This is a genomic window from Haloactinopolyspora alba (assembly GCF_003014555.1).
In the GTDB taxonomy this organism is placed as follows: domain Bacteria; phylum Actinomycetota; class Actinomycetes; order Jiangellales; family Jiangellaceae; genus Haloactinopolyspora; species Haloactinopolyspora alba.
On the sequence record NZ_PYGE01000001.1, the window covers coordinates 408,514 to 432,441 of the forward strand.

The window sequence follows — 23,928 nt, forward strand, 5'->3', positions numbered from 1 at the left end:
CCCGCCGCAGCCAGCGGGCCGCGCCGTGACCGCCGAGGTGGTGGTCGCCGAGGGCATCTGGGGCGAGCCGTTCGAGCGGATGGCTGACGTGCACCAGGTGCGCCGCATCGACGGCACGCCCGGACCCGCCGAGCTCGTCACCGCCGAAGCGCTCGTCGTCCGCAACCGCACCCCGGTGACGCGGGAGCTGCTCGAGGCCGCCCCGCGGCTGCGGGTGGTCGCCCGCGCCGGGGCCGGGCTCGACAACATCGACGTCGCCTCCGCCGACGCGGTCGGCGTGGTGGTCGTCGGGGCGGCGGGCGCCAACGCCGTCAGCGTCGCCGAGCACAGCGTCGGACTGGCGCTCGCCCTGGCGCGACGGACCGTGGAGCTCGACGCCGCTGCGCGCGACGGAGGCTGGACCCGGCATCCGGGCAGGGAGCTGGCGGGCGGCGTGTGGGGCACGCTGTCGGCCGGCGCCACCGCGCGTGCCACGGCACGACTGGCGCGCGGGCTCGGCATGTCGGTCGTGGCGTACGACCCGTACCGCGACCCCGACGATCCGGAGCTGACCGAGCTCGGCATCACGCTGCGCCCGCTCGCCGAGGTCGTCGCCAGCGCGGACGTGCTCAGCATCCACCTGCCGGCGACGCCGGAGACCGAGCGGATGGTGGACTCCAGGCTGCTGAGTCTGGCCAAACCGGGGCTGCTGCTGATCAACGCCGGCCGCGGCGAGATCGTCGACGAGTCCGCACTGGTCGAGGCGCTGCGCGAGGGCCGGGTCGCCGGCGCCGGGCTGGACGTGCGGCAACAGGAGCCACCGTCTCCGGGGCTGTTGGAGACGCTGCCGAACGTGGTGCTCACACCACACATCGCCGGCATCACGGTACAGTCGCAGGACCGCATCGCCCGGATCCTGCGTGCTGGGGTCGAGTCGGTGCTCGCGGACACCGGCACGCCGTTCGCGGTCACCGCCGCCGACCGTTCCAGCCGCGGGGTGTCGGCGTGATCGCCGCCGGCGAGGCCCGCGCGCTGGCCACCTCGGCACTCGTCGCCGCCGGGCTCGCACCGGAGCGCGCACACCGGTCGGCTGACCTGCTGGTCGTGGCCGAGGTCTGGGGACTCGCCTCGCACGGGATGCTCCGTCTGCCCTACTACCTGGACCGGCTGGCCGCCGGTGGCATCCGGGCCGGCGCGGAGCTGACGCCGGTCCGCGACACCGGGCCGATGGTGACGCTGGACGGCGGTGACGGGCTCGGGCACTGGCAGGCCTGGGAGGCCGCCGAGCTGGCGGCGTCCCGGGCCGCACACCACGGCGTCGCCGCGGTCTCCGTCGGCGCGTCGTCGCACTGCGGCGCTCTCGGCCTGTACACCACCCCGGGCCTGCGCCACGGCCTGGTCAGCCTGGTGTTCTCGACCGGGCCCGCGGTCATGGCCGCTCCCGGAACGGCGACACCGCTGTTGTCCACGAGCCCGCTCGCGGCCGGCGTCCCCGGCAGCAGTCCCGCCGTCGTCGACCTGGCCACGTCGGCCGTGGCGCGCGGCAAGATCGCTGCCGCTGCCCAGCGCGGCGACCCGCTGCCGGCGGGCTGGGCGGTCGACAACGACGGCGCCCCCACCACGGACGCGCGGGCCGCGCTGGCCGGGATGCTGGCGCCGCTCGGCGGAGGCAAGGGGTTCGCGATCGCGTTCCTGGTCGAGGCGCTCACGGCCGGCTCGGTCGGACCGTCGCTGGCCGTGGACGTGCCGGACATGTTCGACGCCGCCAGCAACCACCGGCCGCAGCGGATCGCACACCTGGTGCTCACGCTCGACCCGACCCTGCTCGACGTGGACGGCGGCGCGGCGGACCGCCTGGACGGGCTCACCGGACGGCTCGTGGCCGCGGGCGGACGGGTGCCGGGCGGCAGCCGGACGATGCCGTGGCAGGTCGCCGACGACGACCCCGTGCGGATCCCCGACGACCTCGTCACCGAGCTGCGCCGGCGGGCCGGCGCGGGCCCCGGCGACGCCGCGGATCAGGAGGAAGCATGTGGCGACCGGTCACACAGCAAGGGAACCTGACCGAGCGCATCGTCGGGCAGGTGGAGCAGCTGATCCTCGACCAGAGCCTGCGCCCGGGCGACCGGCTGCCGTCCGAGCGGGAGATGGCGACGCTGCTGGCGGTGAGCCGGCCGTCCATGCGTGAGGCGGTGCGGATCCTGCAGGCCAACGGCCGGCTCGAGGTCCGGCACGGCCAGGGGGTGTTCGTCACCGCGCCGAGCTCGGAGCGGGCGTTGCGGGAGCGGCTGGCCTCCGAGGAGATCACGCTGAACGAGCTGTACGCGATGCGCGAGGTGCTCGAGGTTCCCGCCGGCGGCTGGGCGGCCGAGAAGGCCGCCGACACCAGGCTGAGTGAGCTGCGCAGCGTTCTGGACCGGATGTCCGCGATCCTGGACGCCGACGAGCCCGACTTCGACGAGCTCGGCCGGCTGGACGCGGAGTTCCACATGACCATCGCCATCGGCGCCGGCAACCGGTTCTTGCAGCAGACGTCGCACGTGCTGTACGACATCCTCCGGTCCGGTATGGAGACTACGCTGACGATTCCCGGGCGCACGACCGTCGCCCAGGACGACCACGAACGGATCTGGTCCGCGCTCACCGCACGCGACCCCGCCGCGACCCGGCGAGCCGTGCGCGCACACATCCGCGGTGCACACGCCGCCGCCATCCGGCGGGTGGAGCAACAGCAACGCGCCGGCGGGTAGGCCCGCACGCCGCACGGAACCGCTCCGGGGGCGTGCCGCGGTCCGGACCACTCGCGGAAAGCGGTCCGGCACCCTCTTGTCACACAGTCACCAGAGGTCTAACCTCCAACCATTAGCAGATCGTGAGGAGAGATCGACATGGCACGTCCTCCCGACCGAGACGCTTCGGCCTCGTTCCGCGGCAGCCGCCGCCTCCCGCGCCGCGCGGTCCGTCTCGCAGCCGCCGCCGGCGCCGCCAGCCTGCTCCTCGCCGCCTGCGGCGGGGACGACGGCGGCGGCGGGGACTCGGGCGGTCCGGTCACGCTCACCTGGGCGAACTGGGCCACCGCCGAGCAGACCACCCGGCCGGCCATCGAACAGGTCATCGCCGACTTCGAGGCGGAGCATCCGAACATCCGCATCAAGAGCCAGGCGATCGCGTTCAGCGACATCGCCCAGCAGCTGGTGTTGCGCACCCAGAGCGGCAACCCGCCGGACGTCGCCCAACTGTCCGGCAACGACACCATCTCGCTCGCGGCCACCGGAGCTCTCGCACCGCTGGACCAGTTCGTCGACGACGAGCTGCGCTCGCGCATCAACCCGACGGACCTCGAGAACGGCACGCACGAGGGTGAGCTCATCGCCTTCCCGTGGGTCGATTCGCCCCAGGGGTTCTGGTACAACAAGAAACTCATGGCCCAGGCGGGCCTCGATCCGGAGTCGCCGCCGCAGACCATCGAGGACCTCAACACGGCGCTCGCCGCGATCAAGCAGAAGTTCCCGGAGAGCACGCCGCTGGCGCTGGACACGACGAACCGCGCGTTCGGGCTCACGTCCAACTGGGCCTGGATGAAGACGTTCGGCGCGGAGCCGTTCGGCGACGACGGCGCGCAGGCCGACTCGCCGGAGTACACCGCCTACCTCGAGTGGATGGACAGCCTGGCGAAGAACGACTACATCGTCACCGGTCCCCTGCTCGGCGAGTTCCGGCCGCTGGCCGCGCAGAACGAGGTCGCCTTCATGTGGGACCAGAACCTGCTGCAGGGCGTCATCCAGGACACCAACGGCATGACCGACCAGGAGTTCTACGACACCTGGGGCGTCACCACGCTGCCGGCCGGGCCGACCGGCGAGTCCTACTCCGTCGACCTCGGTCACCAGCTGGTGATGTTCGGGCAGTCGGAGAAGAAGGAAGCCGCCTGGAAGTTCATCGAGTACCTCGCCACCTCGGAGAACGCCGTCCTCAACTACACGCTGGCCGAAGGCGCCGCACTGCCGCCGCTGTCCGACCCGAAGGGTGAGGTCGCGGAGGTCATGGACACTCCGGTGAACAACGCCTACGTAGAGAACATCATGCCCACGTCCACCAAGCCGCCGTACGGCCAGGCGTTCTCGTCGGCCTACGACCCGGTCATGGCCAACCTGCAGCGCGTGCTCACCAGCGACGTCAGCGTCGACGAGGTGGCGAGCGCCACGCAGAGCCAGCTCGAGTCCGCCCTCGAGTGAGCATGCGAGGAGTCGCTTTCGCGCAGCGGAGACGCCGTGGGCCGCAACGGCGGCCGTGGCTGGACTGGATGGTGCTGCCCGGCCTGCTCGCGGTCGGGGTGGTCATCGCGTACCCGGTGGTGCGCACGTTCCAGCTGTCCACCACCGAGTACAACGCCCTCTCGGGCCTCGACCCCCGACCCGTCGGCACGGACAACTTCGAGAAGCTCGCCCAGGATCCGATCTTCTGGGAGGCGCTGGGCAACACCGCCATCTACACGTTCGGGTCGGTGGCGGTGGCCGCGCTCATCGGTGTCGTGCTGGCGCTGGTGACCGAGGACATGGTCGGGCGCTCACGGTTCCTCAAGACGCTGTTGCTCACCCCGTGGGCGGTGCCGTTCGTCGTCGTGGCGTTCCTGTTCCGGTACATGTTCGACGAACGGACCGGCATCGTGAACGCCGTGCTCACGAACATGGGCGTGATCGACCAAGGGGTGCCGTGGCTGGTGTCGGCGACCTGGGCGCTGCCCACGGTCGTCGCCGCCAACGTGTGGACCCAGACGCCGTTCTTCTTTCTCGTGTTCAGCGCCGCGCTCGCGGCCATCCCGAACGACGTCATCGAGGCCGCGCGGGTGGACAAGACCCGCGGGTGGACGATGGCGCGCCGGATCAAGCTGCCGTACCTGCGCAACGCCGCGCTCGTCGCGAGCCTGCTGATGGTGATCTCGAACTTCAACGACTTCGCCAAGATCTGGGCGATGACCGAGGGCGGTCCCGGCTACGCGAGCACCACGTTCGTCGTCTGGGTCTATCGCCTCGCGTTCACCAGCTTCGACCTCGGCTACTCGTCGGCCATCGGCGTGGTGTGGTTGCTGCTGCTGATGACGTTCGCGATCGCCTACGCGCGACTGCTCAGGAGGGGAACATGACCGTGACGCCCGTGACGGCGCCGCCCCAGGGCCTGAACACGTCCGCACCGGCCCGGCGCCGGCGGCGAGGAAAGATCGGGCGCACCATCGCCATCGCGGTGGCGCTGTTCTTCGCGCTCGCGCCGCTGTACTGGATGGTGTCGACGTCCCTCAAGCCGGGCATCGAGGCCACCCGGCGCGATCCGACGATGCTGCCCAACGACGTGACGGCGGAGAACTACCAGAAGCTGTTCAGCGAGAACCTGCCGTTCGGCTCGTTCGCCGTGAACAGCATCGTCACCGCCCTGGCCGCGGCCGTCATCAGCGTGCTGCTCTCGGCGCTGGGCGGCTACGCGCTGTCGCGGGGAACGTTCCGGCTGCGCGAGCCGATCAGCTACCTCGTCCTGATCGCGCAGATGCTGCCGCTGGTGGTGCTGCTGGGGCCGCTGTACCTGCTGCTGCTCAACGCCGAACTCGTGAACACGCTGCCCGGTCTGGTGGTCGGCTACATCTCGTTCGCGGTGCCGTTCGGGATGTGGCTGATGAAGGGGTTCTTCGACGCGGTGCCGCGCGAGGTCGAGGAGGCCGCCCGGGTGGACGGCTACCCGCGCTGGCAGATCCTGTTCCGGGTGGTGCTGCCGCTGACGGTCCCGGGTCTGTTCACCACCGGGACGTTCGTGTTCATCGAGTCGTGGAACAACCTCATCTACCCGTTGACGCTGATCAACACGATCGACAAGCAGACACTGCCGGCGGGGCTGATCCTCAGCTTCACCGGGCAGTTCAAGACCGACTGGGGAGGCATGATGGCCGCGTCGGTTGTGACGACGTTGCCGCTGCTCGTGGCGTTCTTCGCGATTCAGCGTTCGATGGTCCGCGGGCTGACCGCCGGCGCCGTGGCAGGTGAGTGACGTGGCACGACTGAACGGGCAGGTCGCCGTCGTGACCGGTGCCGGCGGCGGCATCGGGCGGGCCATCTCGGTGTGCCTGGCCTCCGAGGGCGCGCACGTGCTCGCCGTCGACGTCGACGAGGCGGGCGCACGGCAGACGGTGAGCGCGGTCGAGGACGCGGGCGGCAAAGCCGTCGCCGAGGTCGCCGACATCACCGACCGCGCCGCCCGGGACGGCGTCGTCCCGGCGGCGCTGGAGCGGTTCGGCCGGGTGGACGTCCTGGTGAACAACGCCGCCTACCAGGGCCGCCGGCTGCCGTTCCTGGACGTGCCCGCCGACGAGTGGGACCGGGTGCTGGCCACCAACCTCACCGCCGCGGCCGCGCTGGCCCAGGACGCCGCCCGGTACATGGTCGCGCGCGGCTCGGGCACGATCGTCAACGTGACAGCGATCCAGGAACGGCTGCCGATGGTCACGCACGCCGCCTACGGCGTCAGCAAGGGCGGGGTGTCCGCGCTGACCCGCTCGCTGGCCGTCGAGCTGTCGCCGCTGGGCGTGCGGGTCAACGCCGTCGCTCCCGGGATGATCAGCACGCCGTCGCTTCGCGCCAGCCAGGACGTGGCCGACGCCGTGGTCACGTCACCCGGCAGATCACCCACGCTACTGGGCCGCGACGGCGCACCGGAGGAGCTCGCGGCGGCGGTGGCGTTCCTCGCCTCCTCGGACTCCTCCTTCGTGACCGGCGAGGTGCTGACGGTGGACGGCGGACGCACGCTGAGCCGCCGGTTCGACGCCCTCGCCGCCCAGCACGACCCGGTCGACCAGGACGGCCCCGACCAGACCGCGACGGAAGGTGAATGATGGCCCGGATCTCGCTGCGCGACGTCGAGAAGCGCTACACCTCCGAGCTCGTGCTGCGCGACTGCGACCTCGACATCGACGATCACGAGTTCGTCGTCCTCGTCGGCCCGTCCGGCTCCGGCAAGACCACCCTGCTGCGCATCATCGCGGGGCTGGAGCCGCTCAGCGGCGGCGAGGTGTACTTCGACGACACGCTCGTCAACGACGTCGACGTGGGTGACCGCGACGTCGCCATGGTGTTCCAGAACTACGGCCTCTACCCGCACATGAGCGTCTACGAGAACATGGCGTTCGGGTTGAAGCGGCGCGGATTGCCGAAGGATCAGATCGAGACACAGGTCAACCGGACCGCCGACCTGCTCGGCATCGAGCCGATGCTGAAACGGCGGCCGAAGCAGCTCTCCGGCGGCCAGCGCCAGCGGGTCGCGCTCGGCAGGGCCATCGTGCGCGACCCCGCCGTGTTCCTGCTCGACGAGCCGCTGTCGAACCTGGACGCGCACCTGCGGGTTCAGATGCGCGCGGAGATCCTCAAGGTGCACCGCACGGTGTCGGCCACGGCGGTCTACGTCACGCACGACCAGATCGAGGCGCTGACCATGGGCGACCGCATCGTCGTCATGCGCGACGGACTGATCCAGCAGGTCGGCACGCCGGAGGATCTCTACGACAACCCCGCCAACCGGTTCGTGGCCGGGTTCATCGGGACACCGGCAATGGGGTTCACCCGCTGCACCGTCCAGCGCACCGAGCAGGGCACCGAGCTGACCCGCAACGGCGTGCGGATCCCGCTGCCGCAGCACCGTGCGGCGGCCATCCCGCCCGACGTGGACGTCGTCGACGTCGGGCTGCGGCCCGAGCGGCTGATGCTGCAGCGCCAGTCGGACGATCTCGGCACGGTCTCCGGCGTGGTGCAGATGGTGGAGCAGCTGGGTGCGGAGTACTACGTCTACGTCGACGTCGACGGCGATCTGCTCACCGCGCGCGCCCCGCGTGACCAGCGGGTGCACGTCGACGACAAGGTGCGGCTGAGCACCGACGGCGCTTTCGTGCACACCTTCGACACCGAGTCCGGCGTGGCCTATGCCTGACCTGCCGAGCCGCATCGAGACCATCGAGACGTTCCAGGTGCCGCCCCGGTGGATCCTCGTCCGTGTCACCACCGCCGACGGGGCGGTCGGATGGGGCGAGGCCATCGTCGCCAAACGTGCCCGCGCGGTCGTCGGCGCCGTCGCCGACCTCGCGGACAACGTCGTCGGCCGCGACGCGCGCCGCATCGAGGATCTGTGGCAGCGGATGCACCGCGGCGGGTTCTTCCGTGGCGGGCCGATCCTCGGCACGGCGGCCGCGGCCGTCGAGCAGGCGCTGTGGGACCGCAAGGCGCGCGCCGCCGGGCTGGCGGTGCACGAGTTCCTGGGCGGCGCCGTACGCGAGCGGGTACGCGCCTACGCCTGGGTCGGCGGTGACGACCCGGACGGCGTCGTCGAGCACGCGCGCCAACGCCTCGAACAGGGGTTCTCCGCGGTGAAGATGAACGCCACCGCCACCGCCGACCATCTGGACCGGCACGCGGTGGTCGACGACGCGCTGGCGCGGGTGGGCAGCCTGCGCGACGCCTTCGGCGCGGATCTCGACATCGCGCTCGACTTCCACGGCCGGGTGCCGCGGCCGGTGACGAAGATCCTGCTGCGCGAACTGGAGCCGTTCCGGCTGTTGTGGGTCGAGGAGCCGATCACGCCGGAGACCGACGACGCGCTGCGCCACGTCGCGTCCGTCGGCTCGTCGGTGCCCGTCGCGACCGGTGAACGGCTCACCTCGCGGTGGGACGTGCTGCCGCTGCTGCGGGACGGGGTGGTCGACGTGCTCCAGCCGGACGTCTCGATCACCGGCCTGTTCGAGTTGGAGAAGATCGCGCGGATGGCCGAGGTGTACGACGTCGCGGTGGCCCCGCACTGTCCCAACGGCCCGGTGTCGCTCGCCGCGTCCCTGCAGGTCGGCTTCTGCTGCCCGAACGTGGCGATCCAGGAGCAGAGCGGCGGCATCCACTACCACCAGGGCTATGACGGCCTGCCCACCGGCGAGCTGTTCGACTACCTGCGCGATCCGGCGCCACTGACCACGACCGGCGGGTACTTCCACCGCGGCGACGCCGCGGGCCTGGGCATCGACGTCGACGACGACGCCGTGCGCGCGAGCGCCGGGGCCTGGTCGCTGCCGGATCCGGACTGGACACACCACGACGGGCGGTATGCCGAATGGTGAGCGCAGCCGACCTGAGCGGGGTGCACGTCGCGCTCGCCACGCCGGTCTCCGACGACGGGACCACGCTCGACCACGAGGGACTCGCCCGGCTCGTCGACCGGGCCGTCACGGGTGGCGTCCGGGCGGTCTGCCCGGCCGGCTCCACCGGCGAGGGCCCGCGGCTGACCCGCTCCGCGCGCCGCGAGGTGACGTCGGCGGTACGGGGACTGGTGCCGGCCGGCACGCCCGTCGTCCCGGCTCCCTCGGCGATGACCGCCCGCGACGCGATCAAGGAGATCGCCGGGCTCGCCGACGCCGGGGCCGACGCCGTCCTGCTCGCGCCGCCGTCGTATTACCCGATGGCGCCGGACGAGGTCACCGACCACATGCTGGCCGTGGCCGACGCCGCCGCGGTGCCGATGGTGCTCTACAACATCCCCGGCATGACGGGCGTGTCGCTGCCCGCCGACGTCGTGGCCCGGCTGGCCGCACACGAGCGCGTCGTCGGCGTCAAGGACAGCAGCCGCGACCTCGAGTACCTGCAGTCGGTGCTCTACGCCGTCGGCGACACCGAGTTCGCGGTGCTGACCGGCAGCGACACCATGCTGCTGGCGAGCCTGGTGCTGGGCGCGTCCGGCACGATCGCCGCCAGCGCCAACCTCGTCCCGGGCCTCGGCCGTGCGGTGTACGACGCCGTCCTCGCGGGCGAGCTCGCCGCGGCGGGCACCGCACAGCGGCAACTGTTCGACGTGATCCAGGCGTGCCGGGCGGGCACGTTGCCGGCGGGCTGGAAGGCGGCGCTGTCGCTGGCCGGGCTCTGCTCCGCTGCCCCGGTCGCACCCGCCGCGCCCCTCGACCCGGGACGGCGGGCGGCGCTGGCCGACCGGCTGCGGGAGCTGCATGCGATCTGACGCCCTCGCCGTCACCGCAGCGGCGCGGCTCGGCGAGGCGCCGCTCTGGGACGCCGCGGCGGCCCGGCTGATGTGGGTGGACCTGCTGGCCGGAACCGTGCACGCCTACGACCCGGCCCGTGACCGCGACGAATCGGTGGCCGTGGACGGCCCGGTAGCCGCGCTCGCGCTGCTGGACGGCCCCGGGTACCTGGCCGCGGCCGGTCACGAGGTGGGGACGCTGACCTGGCCGGACGCGGTGTTCACCCACATCGCCACGGTGCACGGCGGGGTACGGACCAACGACGGCGGTGTCGATCCGGCCGGGCGGTTCCTGATCGGGACGATGTCCGACGAAGCGTCCGACCCCGGCGGCGCGGCGCTGTTCCGGGTCGAGCGCGGCGGGGCGCGGCTCGTGCTGGATGGCGCGACCATCTCCAACGGCCTGGACTGGAGCCCGGACGGGTCGGTGCTGTATTACGTGGACACGCCGCTGGAGCGCGTCGACGCGTTCGACTACGACGTCGGCACCGGCGCCGTCACGAACCGCCGGGTGTTCGCGGACCTGTCCGCCGTCCCGGGGCGCCCGGACGGGCTGTGCGTGGACGCCGACGGCGGCGTATGGGTCGCGATGGCCCGCGGCGGCGCGGCCGTGCGGCGGTTCGACCCGTCCGGGAGCGCCGACCACGTCGTCGAGCTGCCGGTGCCGCACGCCACCAGTGTCGCGTTCGGCGGCGACAGCCTGCGCGACCTGTACGTCACCACGTCACAGCTGCGGATGACCGACGCCGACCTGGAACAGTGGCCGCTGGCCGGCGCCCTGTTCCGAGTCGACTCGGTCGGCGTGCGCGGCCGCGAACCGCACCGCTACGTCCGCTGACACGATCTCCCCTTCATCGTCACGACTTCCCGTATCATGCGATCGGAAGGTGCCGGTGATGAGTAGTCACACGTCCCGCCGACGACGACCTGACTGCCATGCGTAGCGCGTTCGACTCGTGGAGTGAACGCGAAATGGACAGCGCGACGCGGGTGGACGATCTGCGTCCCGGTTCTCGCCTTCACGATGCTCGATGAACACGCTCGTCGAGCGCCGCGCGCCCGTCACGTGCCTCGTGTCGACCGGCCGGACACGAGCCCTTTCTCGGTGGCGAGCATCGCGATCTGGAACCGGGTCCGCGCACCGAGCGCGTCGGCCAGCTCGCTCACGTCCTTCTGCACCGTGCGGCGGCTGACACCGAGAGCCCGGGCGATGGCGTCGTCGGTGAGCCCCGCCGCCATCAGGTCGAGGACGTCGCGTGAGCGCCCACCGACCCGCAGACCGTCGGCGGGCAGGGATTCGTCGCCGGCCCGGCCCTCGATACGGTGCCACAGCGCCAGCGGCATGGCCCGGTTCCACAGCTCTTCGAACAGCCCGGCGAGCGACTCGACCAGGCTGGGGGCGTGCACGACCATCGACGCGGCCATCGGGTCGTCCGGGACGACCGGCAGCAGGGCCGCACGACGGTCGAACACGACGAGCTTCGTGGGGACACCGGAGAGCAGGCGCATCTCGGCACCCCGGTCCGTCCCGCGGGCAGCGGTGTCCAGGGACACCGGCTCGGTGAAACCGTCGGCGTCGTACACGCTGCGCATCCGGACATCCGGCGTCAGTTCCAGGTAGGTGGCGCTGCCCGCGGGTCTGCTGGCGGACTCGACGTACGGAGGCTTGGCCAGGTGCAGCACCTCGTCGCGCGACGACGCGAGCAGGTGGGCATAGACCTCGCTGACGACCTCGCCGCCCGTCACGACCTCGAGCATCCCGGTCGTGGCGCGCCGGTCCGACGAGGCCCGGTACTCGTTCTCGAGCTCGTCGACGTACACCTCCCACTGGGCCAGCTCGGCGCGACGCCGCGCCAGCAGCGAGGTCAGTCCGGCACGCGGGGGCAGAGCCACCCACGAGGCCGATGCGGGGGCGCCGACCCGCACCACGAGTTGGACCTGCTCCAGTGCGCGCAGCGCCGTGCGCAACGATCGGTGGTCGAGATCGAGCGCCTCGGCGATCGCCGGCTCGGCGGCGTCGCTGCGCCCGATGAGGAACCGGAGCACGTCGATCGCGTTCGGATCGAGGCCGGCGGCGTCGGACCCGGCCACGTGTGAGCCGTCGGCGGCACGGCCCGACGCGGGTTGCCCGGGGGACGAGGCGACGGACATCAGGACACTCCCTCGGTGAACGGCAGACCGCAGCGCCCCGTTGCGACCCCACCGTACCGCTTCGCAACTGCGCAGCTGCCCAAGCGCGCACGCCTCTTTCCCTTGTCGCAGCGAACGTCCGACCCGAAGAGTGACCGGAATCCACTCGGGCGCGAAGAGGCGACTCGGCAACCCAGAGGACGACCCGTGACACCCGGGTCGATCGGAGGATCCATGCGCATGCACCCACGCTCGTCGCGTGTCTCCCGGAGGGCACGCGACCCGCTCGCGGCTCGCACGTTCGCGCTGGTCACCACCGCGGCCGTGCTGGCGGCAGCGGCACCGGCTGCCGCCGCTCAGGCCGAACCCGCCGACGACGCGGACACGGCCCCGGACACGGCCACCGACACCGCCGCAGCGGCGCCGACGGCACCGGGCGACCCCCTCCCGACGGCCCGGACCGACACCCCGGCGCTGGTCGACGGGCTGAGCGAACGCGCCGAAGCCGACGTCGCCCCTGACGACGCCGCCGTGGCCCATCTCGAGCAGCACGTGGACCGGTACGCGATCGACGACCCCGGCGCCGATCTGGTCACCACCGGGGTCACGGAGGCGGCGGGCCGGGAGACGGTCCGGCTCGACCAGTCCTACGAGGGCGTCCCCGTCTTCGGCGCGCAGTACGTCGTGCGGATGGAGACCGACGGTGACGAACGCACCGTCACCGGCACGTCGGGCAGCTACTACACGGACCTGGACGTCGACACCACGCAGCAGACGATGTCCGCCGACGAGGCCGCCGTCCGCGCCGTCCGCGCCGTGCAGCGGTCGCTCTCCCCCGACGGCGTCGTCGCCCTCGGCGTCTCCGGCGCGCCCACCGAACGCGAGCTGCGCACCACCGACAACGGGCTCGTCATCATGCCCACCGGCGACGGCGTCCTCGCGCGGCACCTCTCCGTCCGCGGCGTGCGCCCGGACACCGGAACGCCGATCCTGCAGGAGGTCTACCTCGACGCCGTGAGCGGGACGCCGTTGCTCCAGTACAGCGGCATCCAGTCCGGCACGACCGACGTGACGGGCACCGGCTCCCTGATCAACGGTGAGACGGTCGACGTGCCGCTGCAACACGACGACGAGACCGGCACCTACATCATGCGGGACACCACCCGCTCGACGGCTCCCGGCCGTACGGACATCGTCACCTGGGACGCGACCGACGTCACGGCGTGGCAGGCCCAGTACTACGGCAAGCCCGAAGGCATGAGGCCCTTCATCTCGGACTCGGCGACGTTGGGCCAGGAGGTCACCGACGTCGGCGGGGTCGACGCGCACTGGGCGGCCGGGAAGGTCCACGACTACTACCTCGACCATCACGGCCGGGACTCCCTCGACGACGCCGGCATGGACATCGACTCGCTGGTCGGCGTGACGCGGCGCGGCAACCCGTGGGTGAACGCCTACTGGGACACCGAGTTCCAGCAGATGGTCTACGGCAGCGGCAACGACGAGTACCGGTCGCTGGCCTCGGATCTCGACGTCGTCGGTCACGAGATGACCCACGGCGTCATCCAGCACACCGCGAACCTGGTCTACATCGGGCAGTCCGGAGCCCTCAACGAGGCGTTCGCCGACTACTTCGGCAACGCGATCGACGTCGAGTACACCGGTGAGGAGATGAGCGACCCGGACGCGAGCCTGGTGGGCGGTGACCTGTGCCGCACGCTGTCCCCCGCCGAATGCGCGCTGCGTGATCTCGACGACGGCGCCTCCACGGAGGATTTCCAGTCGCTTCCGGTCACGTCGATCGCCGACTTCGGCGGCGTGCACATCAACTCCACGATCGTCGGGGGCGCCCTGTGGGATCTGCGCGAGACGCTGGGTGGTGAGCTCGCCGACGCCATCGTCTACCGGGCCCTCACCGAGTACCTGACCCCCACGTCGGACTTCACCGACGCACGTGCGGCCGTCCTCGCCGCCGCGGAGTCCATGGGCGTCAAGGGCAAGGAGCGCGCGGCGATCCGCAAGGCGTTCCGCGCTCACGGCATCGTGCGGGGCTGGGAGGACACGCTCGCCGGGCACGACGTCACACGGCTGCTGGATTCGGTCGGCCCGGGCTATCCCGTCAACCTCCAGCCGTCCGCCGACGGGGGCTGGTTCGCCGCGCCCCGGACCAACGTCGACGGAACCGCACCGATGTCGATCTGGGTGGGACGCACCGACGGCAAGGACACGCCCCGCCAGGTCTCACCCGACGACGGCCGCGCCCACATCCGGCCGGTCACCGACGGCGAACGCGTCATCTGGCTGGCCGAGGGCGAGACCTCGCAGATCCTGTCCACGCCGGTCTCCGGCGGCCCGGTGTCGGTGCTGTACGAGTCCGGCAACCCGATCGGCACGCTCGGGCTCGACGGTGACCTCGTGACCTGGAGCGAGTACGACATGGAGGAAGGGCTCGACGTCGTGTACTACCTACGCGACGGTGACACCTCGCCGCAGCGGGTCGAGCACGACTGGTTCGGCCCGGCGATGGCGCCCGTCGCGCACGGTGACCGGATCGCCTACGTCCGCTACGACGTCGGCCTCCCGGAGAACGACTACACGTGGGCGCTCGGCGTCGAGGTACTGGACACGTCCACCGGTGAGACGGTGCTCGCGGGTCGCGACGAGTTGGCGGAGTCGATCCTCACTCCGGCGCTCAACTCCACCGGCGTGTACTGGGGAGCGGACCTGGACTGGGAGAGCGAGCACGGGTGGGTCAACACGTCCATCCGCGGGTACGACTTCGCCACCGGGAAGTCGGAACTGCTCATCGACGAGACGACCGCCGACGGCATCCGCGCGTTGAGCCTCACCGCCTCGGAGGACATGCTGACCGTGTCCGTCGACGCGCCAGTCGAAGCCTTCCAGCAGCCGCCCTCCAACGCGATGCTCCCGAAGCTGTACCGGTTCGGCCTGGACGGCGCGCCGCTGGGCCGGGCCTCGTGCAGCGCCGGCGGCCAGATGTTCCCCGCGTTCGACGAGGGGTCCCGGATCGTCTGGATCGACACGTACGCGACGACCAACGCCGTCGTCGCCGGTGACCGCCCGCGGGGCAGGTGCATGGGGTCGCCGAAGCCGCGTCCCTGATCGACCCGCACCGCCGATCGACGCGAAGGGCCCGGACGGCCGTCGTCCGGGCCCCTCGTCGGCGCCCTACACTGAGGCCTTCGACACGGAGGTGTCCGATGGGTCATGTCATGTCCGAGGACGGCACCCGCATCGCGTTCGACCGCCTCGGCGAGGGCCCGGCGCTCGTCGTCGTGGGCGGCGGGCTCGACGACGGGTCCGAAAGCGCGCCGCTCGCCACCGAGCTGGCCGAGCGCTTCACCGTCTACACCTACGCGCGGCGCGGACGTGGCGACAGCGGCGACACGTCGCCGTACGCGCTGGAGCGCGAGCTCGAGGACATCGACGCGCTGATCGCCGCGGCCGGCGGACCGGCACACCTCTACGGCGTGTCGTCCGGCGGCGCGCTGGCGCTCGAGGCCGCCGTGGCCAGTACGGCGATCGACCGGGTCGCGGTTTACGAAGTGCCGTACGCGATGTCCGACGACGCCGTCGGCGGCTGGACCGCCTACGTCGAACAGCTCGACGAGGCACTGGGCCGGGGCGACCGTGCGGCGGCGCTCGAACACTTCATGCGCCTGGCGGGCTCATCGGACGACCAGATCGTCGCGGCCCGGAGCACGCCGATGTGGCCGGGCCTCGAGGCGCTGGCCCACACGCTGGCGTACGACGCCGCCTGCCTCGGTGACGGCCGGCCGCCGCGGGAGCGCCTGGCATCCTTGACGAACCGGACACTGGTGGTCACGGGCTCCGGCCGCGACCCGCACACGGCGCAACTGCAGCCCGGCTTCTTCGACGACGCCGCCGACGCCCTGGTGACGGCGATTCCGCACGCCCGCCGAGCGAAGCTGGAGGCCCAGGACCACGTCGCCGACCCCGCGGTGATGGCTCCGCTCCTCACGGAGTTCCTGAGCTCCCCCTGATCGGGAACAGCGGGCTCAGTCCTCCGCGACGACCCGGATGTCCCAGGCGCCGAGCTCGAGCGGACGGCCGGGTCCCACCGGCGCGTCGGCGAACAGGTCGGTGCCTTTCACCGTGTCGTCCGGCAGCACGTGCGAGTCGAACGACCAGTTGCTGACGAACGACAGTCTCCGGCCGTCACGCGCGCTCGCCCGGGTCAGCAGCACCGACTCCGGAAGGCCCGAGCCGAGCGGCTGCACCCCTGCGGCCCGCAGCACCCAGTCGCCGATCGAGCGGGCCAGCGACGCGTTGGGCACCGTGCCCACGTAGGTCACCTGGCCGGCGCCGTAGCGGTGCGTCGTCACCGCCGGGAACCGGCCGAAGTGCGGATGCGCGTAGCCGGCCAGCACCTCGGCGTCCCCTTCGTCGACCACGAGCTCGTCCATCCAGGCGGTCGCCAGCGCGTCGCCCGGCACTTCCAGCTCCCCCGATGCCGACACCACCGGCACCGTCGCGGCGAGGTTGGAGTACAGGTTGTAACCGACACCGGCGGCCTCACGCAGCGGCCCCGGCGCGCGCACCCACCGGGCCCGTGCGTACTCGTCGGCGTAGCCGCTGCGGACGGTGAGCACCAGGTGCCCGCCGTCGTGGGCGTAACGCGCCAGTCCGGCCAGGGTGTCGTCGTCCGCGACGTACAGCGCCGGGGCCACGACCACCGGATACGACGACACGTCGGCGCCGGCGGGCAGCACGATCGACTGCGCGCGGGCGTCGAAGAACCCGCGGTAGAAGGTGTCGAAGATCCGCTCGTAGCTACGGGTGTCCGGCGCTGCGCCGTCGGGTGTCTTCAGCGGTGGCTGGCAGGCCAGGGCCCAGCGGCTGTCGTAGGAGTAGACGAACGCGACCTCGGCCTCGGGCGTCAGACCGGTCAGCGTGTCGCCGTGTCGTGCCAGGTCGCGGCCGATACTCGCGACCTCGTCGTAGTTGCGGTTCGGCTCGAGATCGTGGTTGAGGATGCCGTGCGAGTAGATCTCGTGCCCGTAGTGCAGGCTGTGCCAGTGCCAGTAGGCGACCATGTCGGCGCCCCGCGAGATGGTCGAGAACGCCGCCATCCGCCACTGCCCGTCGTAGCCGGGGAAGACGTTGTCCGAGCCGGCGATGCTGATCGGGTTCATCTCGGTGATGAAGAAGTTCGACCGGTTGACGCCGTAGGCCATGTCCGAGCGCTGGTACAGCTGCGCCGGGCCGCTCCCGGCGTGCCGGGCGGGATACATGTGCAGCCCGTCCACCGGCGGGTGCGCGAGGCCGTCCTGCGTGGCGTGCGGGAAGTTCTCCGCGGTCACGTCCATGGCGGCGCCGATGGCGTACCGGTCGGCGTCGGGCTTGCCGTGGTAGCCGACGACGTCCTGGATGACGAACTGCTCGGGGCGCGCGTACTCGCGGACGATGCCGGCCTGCCAGCGCAGGAACTCCGTCGTCGTGGCCGCCTCGAACCGGCGCCACTCGAGGTCGTAGCCCGGGCTGGTGTTGCCGGCCGGCGCCCACAGGTCGGACCAGTCGCCCAGCCGGTGCGACCAGTACGTCAGCCCCCAGATCTCGTTGACCCGGTCGACCGTGCCGTATTTGGCCTTGACGTGCTCGCGGAACGCGTCGACGACGCTCGGGTTCTGCGCGCCGGCGGTCCCGGTCTCGTTGTCCACCTGGAAGCCGATGACACTCGGATGCCGCGCGTAGCGCTCGAGCAGCAGCCGGGTGATCCGCTCGGCGTAGTGCCGGTACGTCGGGTTGGTGACGTCGACGTTCTGCCGTGCCCCGTACGGCGTCGCCCGCCCGTCGCGGCGCACCGCCATGATCTCCGGATGCCGGCGGCACAGCCACGGCGGGATCGCGTACGTCGGCGTCGTGACGACCACCTGGATGCCCGCCCCGTGCAGTGCGTCGAGGACGCGCTGCAGCCAGTCCAGGTCGAACTCCCCCTCCCGCGGCTCGCAGAACGACCAGATCGAGTCGCCGATGCGCGCGTAGTTGATGCCCGCCTCGGCCATCATCCGCACGTCCTCGTCGAGGCGGTCGAACGGCTGGTACTCGTAGTAGTAGGACACGCCGTAGAGCACGGAACTCCCTTTCGCTCGGTCGGGTCGGATCTGCCTCAGCCGCGGACCGCTCCGGCGACACCTTCGACGAAGTACCGCTGGAGCAGCAGAAAGACGATGACGATGGGCAGCAGCGCGATCGTGGAGGCCGCGGCCATGCCGGACCAGTCGGTCATGTTCTCGCCCTGGAACGAGTAGACCCCGACGGCGAGCGTGCGCAGCTCCGGCTGCGGCAGCGTCAGAACCAGCGGGATCAGGAAGCTGTTCCACACCCGCATCAGCGACAGGATGATCGCGGTCGCGATGGCGGGCTTGGCCAGCGGCAGCATGACCGTCCAGAAGGTCCGCACGAACCCGGCGCCGTCGATACGGGCGGCCTCGTCCAGCTCACGCGGCAGCTGGCGGAAGTAGCCGGCGAACAGCATGATCTGGATGACGTGCGCGCCGCCGGACTCGGCCAGGATGATGCCCCACAGCGACCCGGACAGGCCCAGCTGGTTGATCAGGTCGAACACCGGGATGATCGTGTACCCCTCGGGCAGGAACAGGGTCGCGATCAGCACCACCACCAGCGCCTTCTTGCCCGGGAACGGGTAGCGCCCGATGACGTAGCCGATCATCGCCGTCGTGATGGTGACGATGGCGATGGTGGCGACCGTGATGAAGATCGTGTTCCAGAAGTACGGGCCGATGTTCGCCTCGTACCAGGCCCGGCTGTAGTTCTCCCACTGCGGATCCTCCGGCAGGATGCTCATGCTGCCGAAGATCTCGGTGTCGGTCTTCAGCGAGGAACCGACCATCCACAGGAACGGGTAGATCCAGATCAGGCAGATCGGCAGGAGGATCAGGCTGACGATGATCTCGCGGCGCCAGCCGTGCCGCTTGCGGCGCAGCGGTGGGGCCGTGACGGTCGCCGTCGCCGGCTCGACCGGCGCGGACGTGGTGGGTACGGTCATCGCCGCTCGCCCCCTTTGACGTCTTTCTGCATCGCGTTGGCCCGCCGCACACCCCAGGCCTGCGCCAGCGTGAAGATCAGGACGGTGACGCCGAAGAAGACCGCGACCGCCGACGCGTAGCCCAGCCTCGGCGTGTAGTCGGCCGCGAAGGCCAGCCGGTAGATGTAGAGCTCGACGAGCTCGGTGGCGAACGCGGGCCCGCCCTGGGTCATCGCCTGGACCAGCGGGAACGTCTGCAGCGCGCCGACGAACGTGATCAGGATGATGACGACGGCGAACGGCGTGATCATCGGGACGGTGATGCTCCGGTGCGTCTGCCACCGGTTCGCGCCGTCGACGCGGGCGGCCTCGTAGAGCTCCTGCGGCACCGTCTGCAGGGCCACCAGCCAGTAGATCATCGACATGCCCATCCACTTCCAGACGAACACGCCGGCGACCGACCACATCGCGAGGTCCGGGTCGCCGAGGAAGTCGACGGGCTGGTCGATGATGCCCAGATTCAGCAGGGCCGCGTTCAGCGGGCCGTCGAACGGGTTCATGATCAACGACATCACCACGCCGACGATCGCCGTCGTGGTGACCACCGGCAGGAAGAACATCGTGCGGAAGACCGCGCGCATCCGCAGCGACGCGTCGTTGAGCACCACCGCGGCCAGCAGCGCGAGGATCAGCATCGCCGGGACCGCTGCCGCGGTGAAGGCGAACGTGCGCCCGAACGCGCTCCAGAACGCGTCGTCGCCGGCCACCTCGCGGTAGTTGTCCAGGCCGACGAACCGCTTCTCGGACTCGATCCCGGACCAGTCGGTGAACGAGATGTACCACGACGACACCATCGGGTAGAGCGTGAACATCGCGCCGAGTACGACCGACGGCAGCATGAACACGTAGCACCAGCGGGCGTTCCACAGACGTTCCCGCAGGGTCGTGGCGGATCCGGACCCGGTGAGCGGCCCGACCTGTCTGAGCGTAGCCATCTGCGCTCCTCGTCCGGCTGGCTCAGCGGCCCTGGTAGTCCTCGACCGTGTAGTCCTTCTTCGGGTCCCAGTTGGGGAAGATCCAGTCCTCGCGGGTCGCCGTGCTGCCGTCGAGCTTCTTCGCCTCGGCGATCGCCGCGTCGCGCGCCTTCTCGCTGCGGTCCTTCAGGTCGCGCAGCGCACCACGCAGGTCGCTGATCTCGCCGACCAGCGCGGCCTGGATGACGCCGGCGAAGTCCGGGTCGACCGGCTTCTCGCGCTTGCTCACCAGCGCGACGTCCGGATTGGCGATGATCGGCTCAGGGTTCGCGACCATGGCGTCGGCCAGCTCGACGCACTTCTTGCCCTGCTCGCTGTAGCTCTCGGCGCTGGCCTTGCGGGCCTCGTCCAGCACCGGCGGGTTGCCCGCGCCGGTGATCTCACCCCACCTGGTCTGCCCGTCCAGCGAGGTCACATAGCCGAGCACGTCGCCGGCCACCTCCTTGACCTTGCTGCCGGAGAACATCGTGAGGGCGTCGCCGCCGATGCTGAGGTAACCGACCGGCCACGGGTCGTCGTTGGGGTGCGGATGGTCGCCGACGCCGAACTCGAAGTCCGGGTTGTCGCGCTCCCACGTCACGGTCACCCACGGCCCCGCGCTCACCATGGCCGCGTTGCCGCGCGCCACCCGCGGCCAGCACTCCGGCGCCGTCAGCGAGTTGGAGCCGGGGAAGAGACTGCCGTCGGACTTCAACGCGAGCAGCAGCTCGATGGCCTCGACGATCTCGTCGGAGTCGTGGTGGAACTCGCCCGACGGCTGCAGGATGTTGCCGACGATCGGCAGCCCGGCCATCCGCGCCATGTACTCGACCCAGAACACCAGCCGCCCCGGCTGGGCGATCTCCAGGATCACGCCGTAGGCCTGACCGTCGTTCTGCTTGGTGACCTTCCGGGCCGCTTCGCGGTAGGTGTCCCAGGTCAACGGCTCGCTCTGCGGGTCGAAGCCGGCGTCGTTCATCAGCTGCTTGTTGTAGTGCAGCGCCTGGAAATGGCGCTGATCACTGCCGAGCGGCACCAGGTACTGCTTGCCCTCGAAGACGTGGAAACCCTCGACCTGGTAGCTGGCGGGAATCCGCTTCTGCCACTCGGCGAAGTTCGGGATGTACTCGTCCACCGGCGAGACCCAGCCCTCGGCGACGGCCTGGCTGAGCGGGATGGTGCCGGGCAGCTGGATCAGGTCGTGCGCGGAACCGTTCCGGATGCCCAGCGGCACGACCTCCTCGATGCGGTTCCACGGCAGGCCGTCGTACTGGCACGTCACGTTGTCGTGCTTGGTCTGGTAAGCCTCGAAGAACTGCTCCCAGAACGGCGCCTTCGTGTCGTTGCTGTCCACCAGGCGCAACGTGACGTCGTCGGTCGGGAACTTGGCGTCCGGGTCCGGGATGTCGAACTTCAGCTCGCCGCCGGATCCACCGCTGTCACCACCCCCGTCGCCGAAGCCGCCACCGCAACCGGTGAGCGCACCCACACCCAGTCCGGCGCTGGCCGCCAGGAACGTCCGTCGACTCGGCCGGGAAGGCTCGAGAGAAGTACGCCGCGTCATCATCCGACGACCCACCTTTCACAGCTCGGCGATGAGCAATCGATTTCACAGTGGTAAGAGGTTAGACCCCCGATGTCAAACGGTCAATGGGTACGTATCGATCGATGACCTCCTGACCGGAACCGAGCGCAGTGCGACCGGAAGCCGGATGAGGGGATCCGCATGCATCCGAACTGCGGGCGGACCCTGGCGGTTGGTCTCCTGGCGGTTGGGCAGCCGGGCACGACGCCGACCGCGCTGGCCCTGCAGTACTGCCCGGGCCCGTCAGCTACGACCGCGATCAGCCCGGACCGCGGCCCGCCAGAACTGCGATCAGCCGGACCGTGATCAGCCGGACGGCGGTCAGCCGGCGGCGTCGGCCGCCGAGTCGGACTCCGCGGCGAGCCGGTCCAGAGCCGCCCGCTGTGCGCTGCGGATGTGTGTTCGCGCCGCGCGCGCCGCCGCGGCCGCGTCGTTGGCCTCGAGCGCGCCGAGGATCCGGTCGTGCTGGTCGCGGGACTTCTCCCGGCGCCCGGGTATCAGCAGCGTCGTCTTCATGCCCGAGATCAGGATGTCGTGCAGCACGTGACTGGTCTGGCGCAGGAACCTGTTGTCCGCGATGTCGGCGATGGTCAGGTGGAACGTCGCGTCCAGGGTGGCCAGCTGCCGGAAGTCGGCCGGGTCGGTGTCGAACGCCGCGTCCAGGTCGTCGAGCACCGCGCGGAGCTGCGCGACCTGCTCCGGCGTGATGCGGTCGGCGGCCCACCGTGCGGCGGGCACCTCGAGCACTTCACGCATCGAGAACAACTCGTCGACGTCGAGGTCGGTGTTGCGCAGCGCCGCACCCAGGTCGGTCGACGGCGCCGGCTCGAGCACGAACACACCCAGGCCGTGCTTGACCTCCAGCCGCCCACGGGCCTGCAGGATGCGCACGGCCTCGCGGACCGACGGCCGGCTCGCCCCCACCAGCTGAGCGAGATCACGCTCGGTCGGCAGCCGGTCCCCCGCCTTGAGCTCCTTGCTTTCGAGCAGTTGCTCGATCTGAGCGACGATGCGCTGGGCGACGCTCCCCGCTTCGTTCACCGACTTCCACACCGACGATCACCTCCCTCGCCCCGTCTCAGCATAGAACGTTGGTCAGAGTTCTGGCCGAGCGCCCGGCACGACAGGCCGAAGTCGTCGTTCAGCCTCCTGCCAGGACGAGACCGCCGTACGCCACCGTCGCCGCGAGCACCGTGGACGCGGCCCCCAACGCCGCGGCACGACCGCCGGTACGCACCAGCGAGCGCACGTGCACCCCGGCGCCCAGACCGACCATCGCCCCCGACAGCAACAACGTCGTCGCGACCTCCGCCGCCGACACCGCCCCCGCCGGCACGATACCCGTGCTGCGCACCGCGACCATGACGAGAAAGCCCAGCACGAACGGCGGCAACAACGACGGTCGCGGCGCGTCCGGAGCCGACACGGCGCGCTCCCGCCGCTGCCCCATCGCCACGAGCGTCACCAGCGGCGCCAGCAGCACGACCCGGCCGAGCTTCGCCAGCACCGCCACCACCAGCGCCGCCTCGCCGGCCACGGTGGCGGCCGCCACGACCTGCGCCACCTCGTGCACGCTCGCGCCGACCCACACGCCGAACGCGTCGTCGCCGAGCCCGAGCGGGCTCTGCAGCAGCGGGAAGACGGCGATGGCCAGGCTCCCGTAGAGCGTCACCATCGCCACGGTGGTGGCGACGTCGTCCTCGTCGGAGTCGACGACGCCGCTCATCGCGACGATGGCCGAAGCGCCGCAGATCGAGAACCCGGTGGCCAGCAGCATCGACCGTTCCCGGGCGACGCCGAAGACGCGGCCGAGCCGGACCGTGCCGAGGAACGTCACCACGACCGTGGCCGCCACCACCGCCAGGTAGGCCGGGCTCAGCTCGATCAGCTCCGGGACCGCCAGTTGCAGGCCGAGCAGCACCACGCCCGCGCGCAACAGCCGCTTGGTCACCGCGCCCATCCGCTCCTGGGCGGCCGGGCCGAGCACGCCCACGTTGCGCAGGACGACGCCGGCGACCATCGCCACGATCAGCGGCGCGACCACGTCCACCAGGGCGCCGACCGTGTACGCGACCGCGATCCCGCCGATCAGGCCCGCTGCCGCCGGCCAGGTCCCCGGTGCCCGGACGCGGGACCGACCGGACACC

The 23,928-nt window shown here is 71.1% G+C and carries 20 protein-coding genes; 13 read left to right on the forward strand and 7 right to left on the reverse strand.

The features are described 5' to 3' along the window. Positions 1-25 precede the first annotated feature (25 nt). From CLV30_RS01840 to CLV30_RS01890, 11 genes are all read left to right on the forward strand, one after another. Positions 26-988: an NAD(P)-dependent oxidoreductase gene (locus CLV30_RS01840; RefSeq protein WP_205740377.1), complete on the forward strand. Its 963-nt coding sequence runs from the start codon at positions 26-28 to the stop codon at positions 986-988. Beyond that, a complete protein-coding gene (locus CLV30_RS01845) occupies positions 985-2,043 on the forward strand; it encodes an Ldh family oxidoreductase (RefSeq protein ID WP_106535455.1) in 1,059 nt (352 codons plus the stop codon). The genes CLV30_RS01840 and CLV30_RS01845 overlap by 4 nt, the downstream gene beginning before the upstream one ends. After that, complete coding sequence (locus tag CLV30_RS01850) at positions 2,010-2,729, forward strand: FadR/GntR family transcriptional regulator (protein WP_106535456.1); 720 nt, start codon at positions 2,010-2,012, stop codon at positions 2,727-2,729. Before CLV30_RS01845 ends, CLV30_RS01850 begins: the two co-directional genes overlap by 34 nt. Positions 2,730-2,867: 138 nt before the next feature. Further along, positions 2,868-4,214 (forward strand): ABC transporter substrate-binding protein, encoded by a 1,347-nt coding sequence (locus tag CLV30_RS01855; protein ID WP_106535457.1) that lies wholly within the window; start codon positions 2,868-2,870, stop codon positions 4,212-4,214. Between the two features lie 2 nt (positions 4,215-4,216). Then, complete coding sequence (locus CLV30_RS01860) at positions 4,217-5,122, forward strand: carbohydrate ABC transporter permease (RefSeq protein WP_106535458.1); 906 nt, start codon at positions 4,217-4,219, stop codon at positions 5,120-5,122. After that, the gene (locus CLV30_RS01865; protein WP_106535459.1) at positions 5,119-6,012 is read left to right on the forward strand and encodes a carbohydrate ABC transporter permease; all 894 of its coding nucleotides are present in this window, start codon (positions 5,119-5,121) and stop codon (positions 6,010-6,012) included. Before CLV30_RS01860 ends, CLV30_RS01865 begins: the two co-directional genes overlap by 4 nt. A 1-nt stretch (position 6,013) precedes the next feature. Beyond that, on the forward strand, positions 6,014-6,853 hold the full coding sequence (locus CLV30_RS01870; RefSeq protein WP_106535630.1) for an SDR family NAD(P)-dependent oxidoreductase: 840 nt from the start codon (positions 6,014-6,016) through the stop codon (positions 6,851-6,853). After that, on the forward strand, positions 6,853-7,941 hold the full coding sequence (locus tag CLV30_RS01875; RefSeq protein WP_106535460.1) for an ABC transporter ATP-binding protein: 1,089 nt from the start codon (positions 6,853-6,855) through the stop codon (positions 7,939-7,941). The genes CLV30_RS01870 and CLV30_RS01875 overlap by 1 nt, the downstream gene beginning before the upstream one ends. Then, positions 7,934-9,112: a galactonate dehydratase gene (dgoD, locus tag CLV30_RS01880; protein ID WP_106535461.1), complete on the forward strand. Its 1,179-nt coding sequence runs from the start codon at positions 7,934-7,936 to the stop codon at positions 9,110-9,112. Before CLV30_RS01875 ends, dgoD begins: the two co-directional genes overlap by 8 nt. Continuing rightward, on the forward strand, positions 9,106-10,002 hold the full coding sequence (locus tag CLV30_RS01885; RefSeq protein WP_106535462.1) for a dihydrodipicolinate synthase family protein: 897 nt from the start codon (positions 9,106-9,108) through the stop codon (positions 10,000-10,002). Before dgoD ends, CLV30_RS01885 begins: the two co-directional genes overlap by 7 nt. Beyond that, positions 9,992-10,861 carry an SMP-30/gluconolactonase/LRE family protein gene (locus CLV30_RS01890; protein WP_106535463.1) on the forward strand — a complete coding sequence of 290 codons (870 nt, stop codon included), beginning with the start codon at positions 9,992-9,994 and terminating at the stop codon, positions 10,859-10,861. Before CLV30_RS01885 ends, CLV30_RS01890 begins: the two co-directional genes overlap by 11 nt. Positions 10,862-11,085: 224 nt before the next feature. On the opposite strand, the gene CLV30_RS01895 is transcribed toward CLV30_RS01890, so the two are convergent. Continuing rightward, complete coding sequence (locus CLV30_RS01895) at positions 11,086-12,174, reverse strand: helix-turn-helix transcriptional regulator (protein WP_165358406.1); 1,089 nt, start codon at positions 12,172-12,174, stop codon at positions 11,086-11,088. Positions 12,175-12,393: 219 nt separating this feature from the next. Here CLV30_RS01895 and CLV30_RS01900 point away from each other — a divergent pair, with 219 nt between their 5' ends. Together CLV30_RS01900 and CLV30_RS01905 are read left to right on the forward strand one after the other, a co-directional pair. After that, entirely contained in the window at positions 12,394-15,276 is a 2,883-nt protein-coding gene (locus tag CLV30_RS01900) for a M4 family metallopeptidase (protein WP_165358407.1), read from the forward strand. Positions 15,277-15,374: 98 nt separating this feature from the next. Next, a complete protein-coding gene (locus CLV30_RS01905) occupies positions 15,375-16,178 on the forward strand; it encodes an alpha/beta fold hydrolase (RefSeq protein WP_106535465.1) in 804 nt (267 codons plus the stop codon). A gap of 15 nt (positions 16,179-16,193) precedes the next feature. Here CLV30_RS01905 and CLV30_RS01910 read toward each other — a convergent pair whose 3' ends face one another. The 6 genes from CLV30_RS01910 to CLV30_RS01935 all read right to left on the reverse strand — a co-directional run bounded on the left by CLV30_RS01910 (position 16,194) and on the right by CLV30_RS01935 (position 23,927). Continuing rightward, on the reverse strand, positions 16,194-18,269 hold the full coding sequence (locus CLV30_RS01910; RefSeq protein ID WP_106535466.1) for a beta-galactosidase: 2,076 nt from the start codon (positions 18,267-18,269) through the stop codon (positions 16,194-16,196). 35 nt (positions 18,270-18,304) lie between these two features. Then, positions 18,305-19,204 (reverse strand): carbohydrate ABC transporter permease, encoded by a 900-nt coding sequence (locus CLV30_RS01915; protein WP_106535467.1) that lies wholly within the window; start codon positions 19,202-19,204, stop codon positions 18,305-18,307. Then, a complete protein-coding gene (locus CLV30_RS01920) occupies positions 19,201-20,178 on the reverse strand; it encodes a carbohydrate ABC transporter permease (protein WP_106535468.1) in 978 nt (325 codons plus the stop codon). Before CLV30_RS01920 ends, CLV30_RS01915 begins: the two co-directional genes overlap by 4 nt. Positions 20,179-20,200: 22 nt before the next feature. Beyond that, complete coding sequence (locus CLV30_RS01925) at positions 20,201-21,763, reverse strand: ABC transporter substrate-binding protein (RefSeq protein ID WP_106535469.1); 1,563 nt, start codon at positions 21,761-21,763, stop codon at positions 20,201-20,203. A gap of 339 nt (positions 21,764-22,102) precedes the next feature. After that, the gene (locus CLV30_RS01930) at positions 22,103-22,834 is read right to left on the reverse strand and encodes a FadR/GntR family transcriptional regulator (protein ID WP_106535470.1); all 732 of its coding nucleotides are present in this window, start codon (positions 22,832-22,834) and stop codon (positions 22,103-22,105) included. A gap of 88 nt (positions 22,835-22,922) precedes the next feature. Next, the gene (locus CLV30_RS01935) at positions 22,923-23,927 is read right to left on the reverse strand and encodes a YeiH family protein (protein WP_106535471.1); all 1,005 of its coding nucleotides are present in this window, start codon (positions 23,925-23,927) and stop codon (positions 22,923-22,925) included. Position 23,928: the final 1 nt, after the last annotated feature.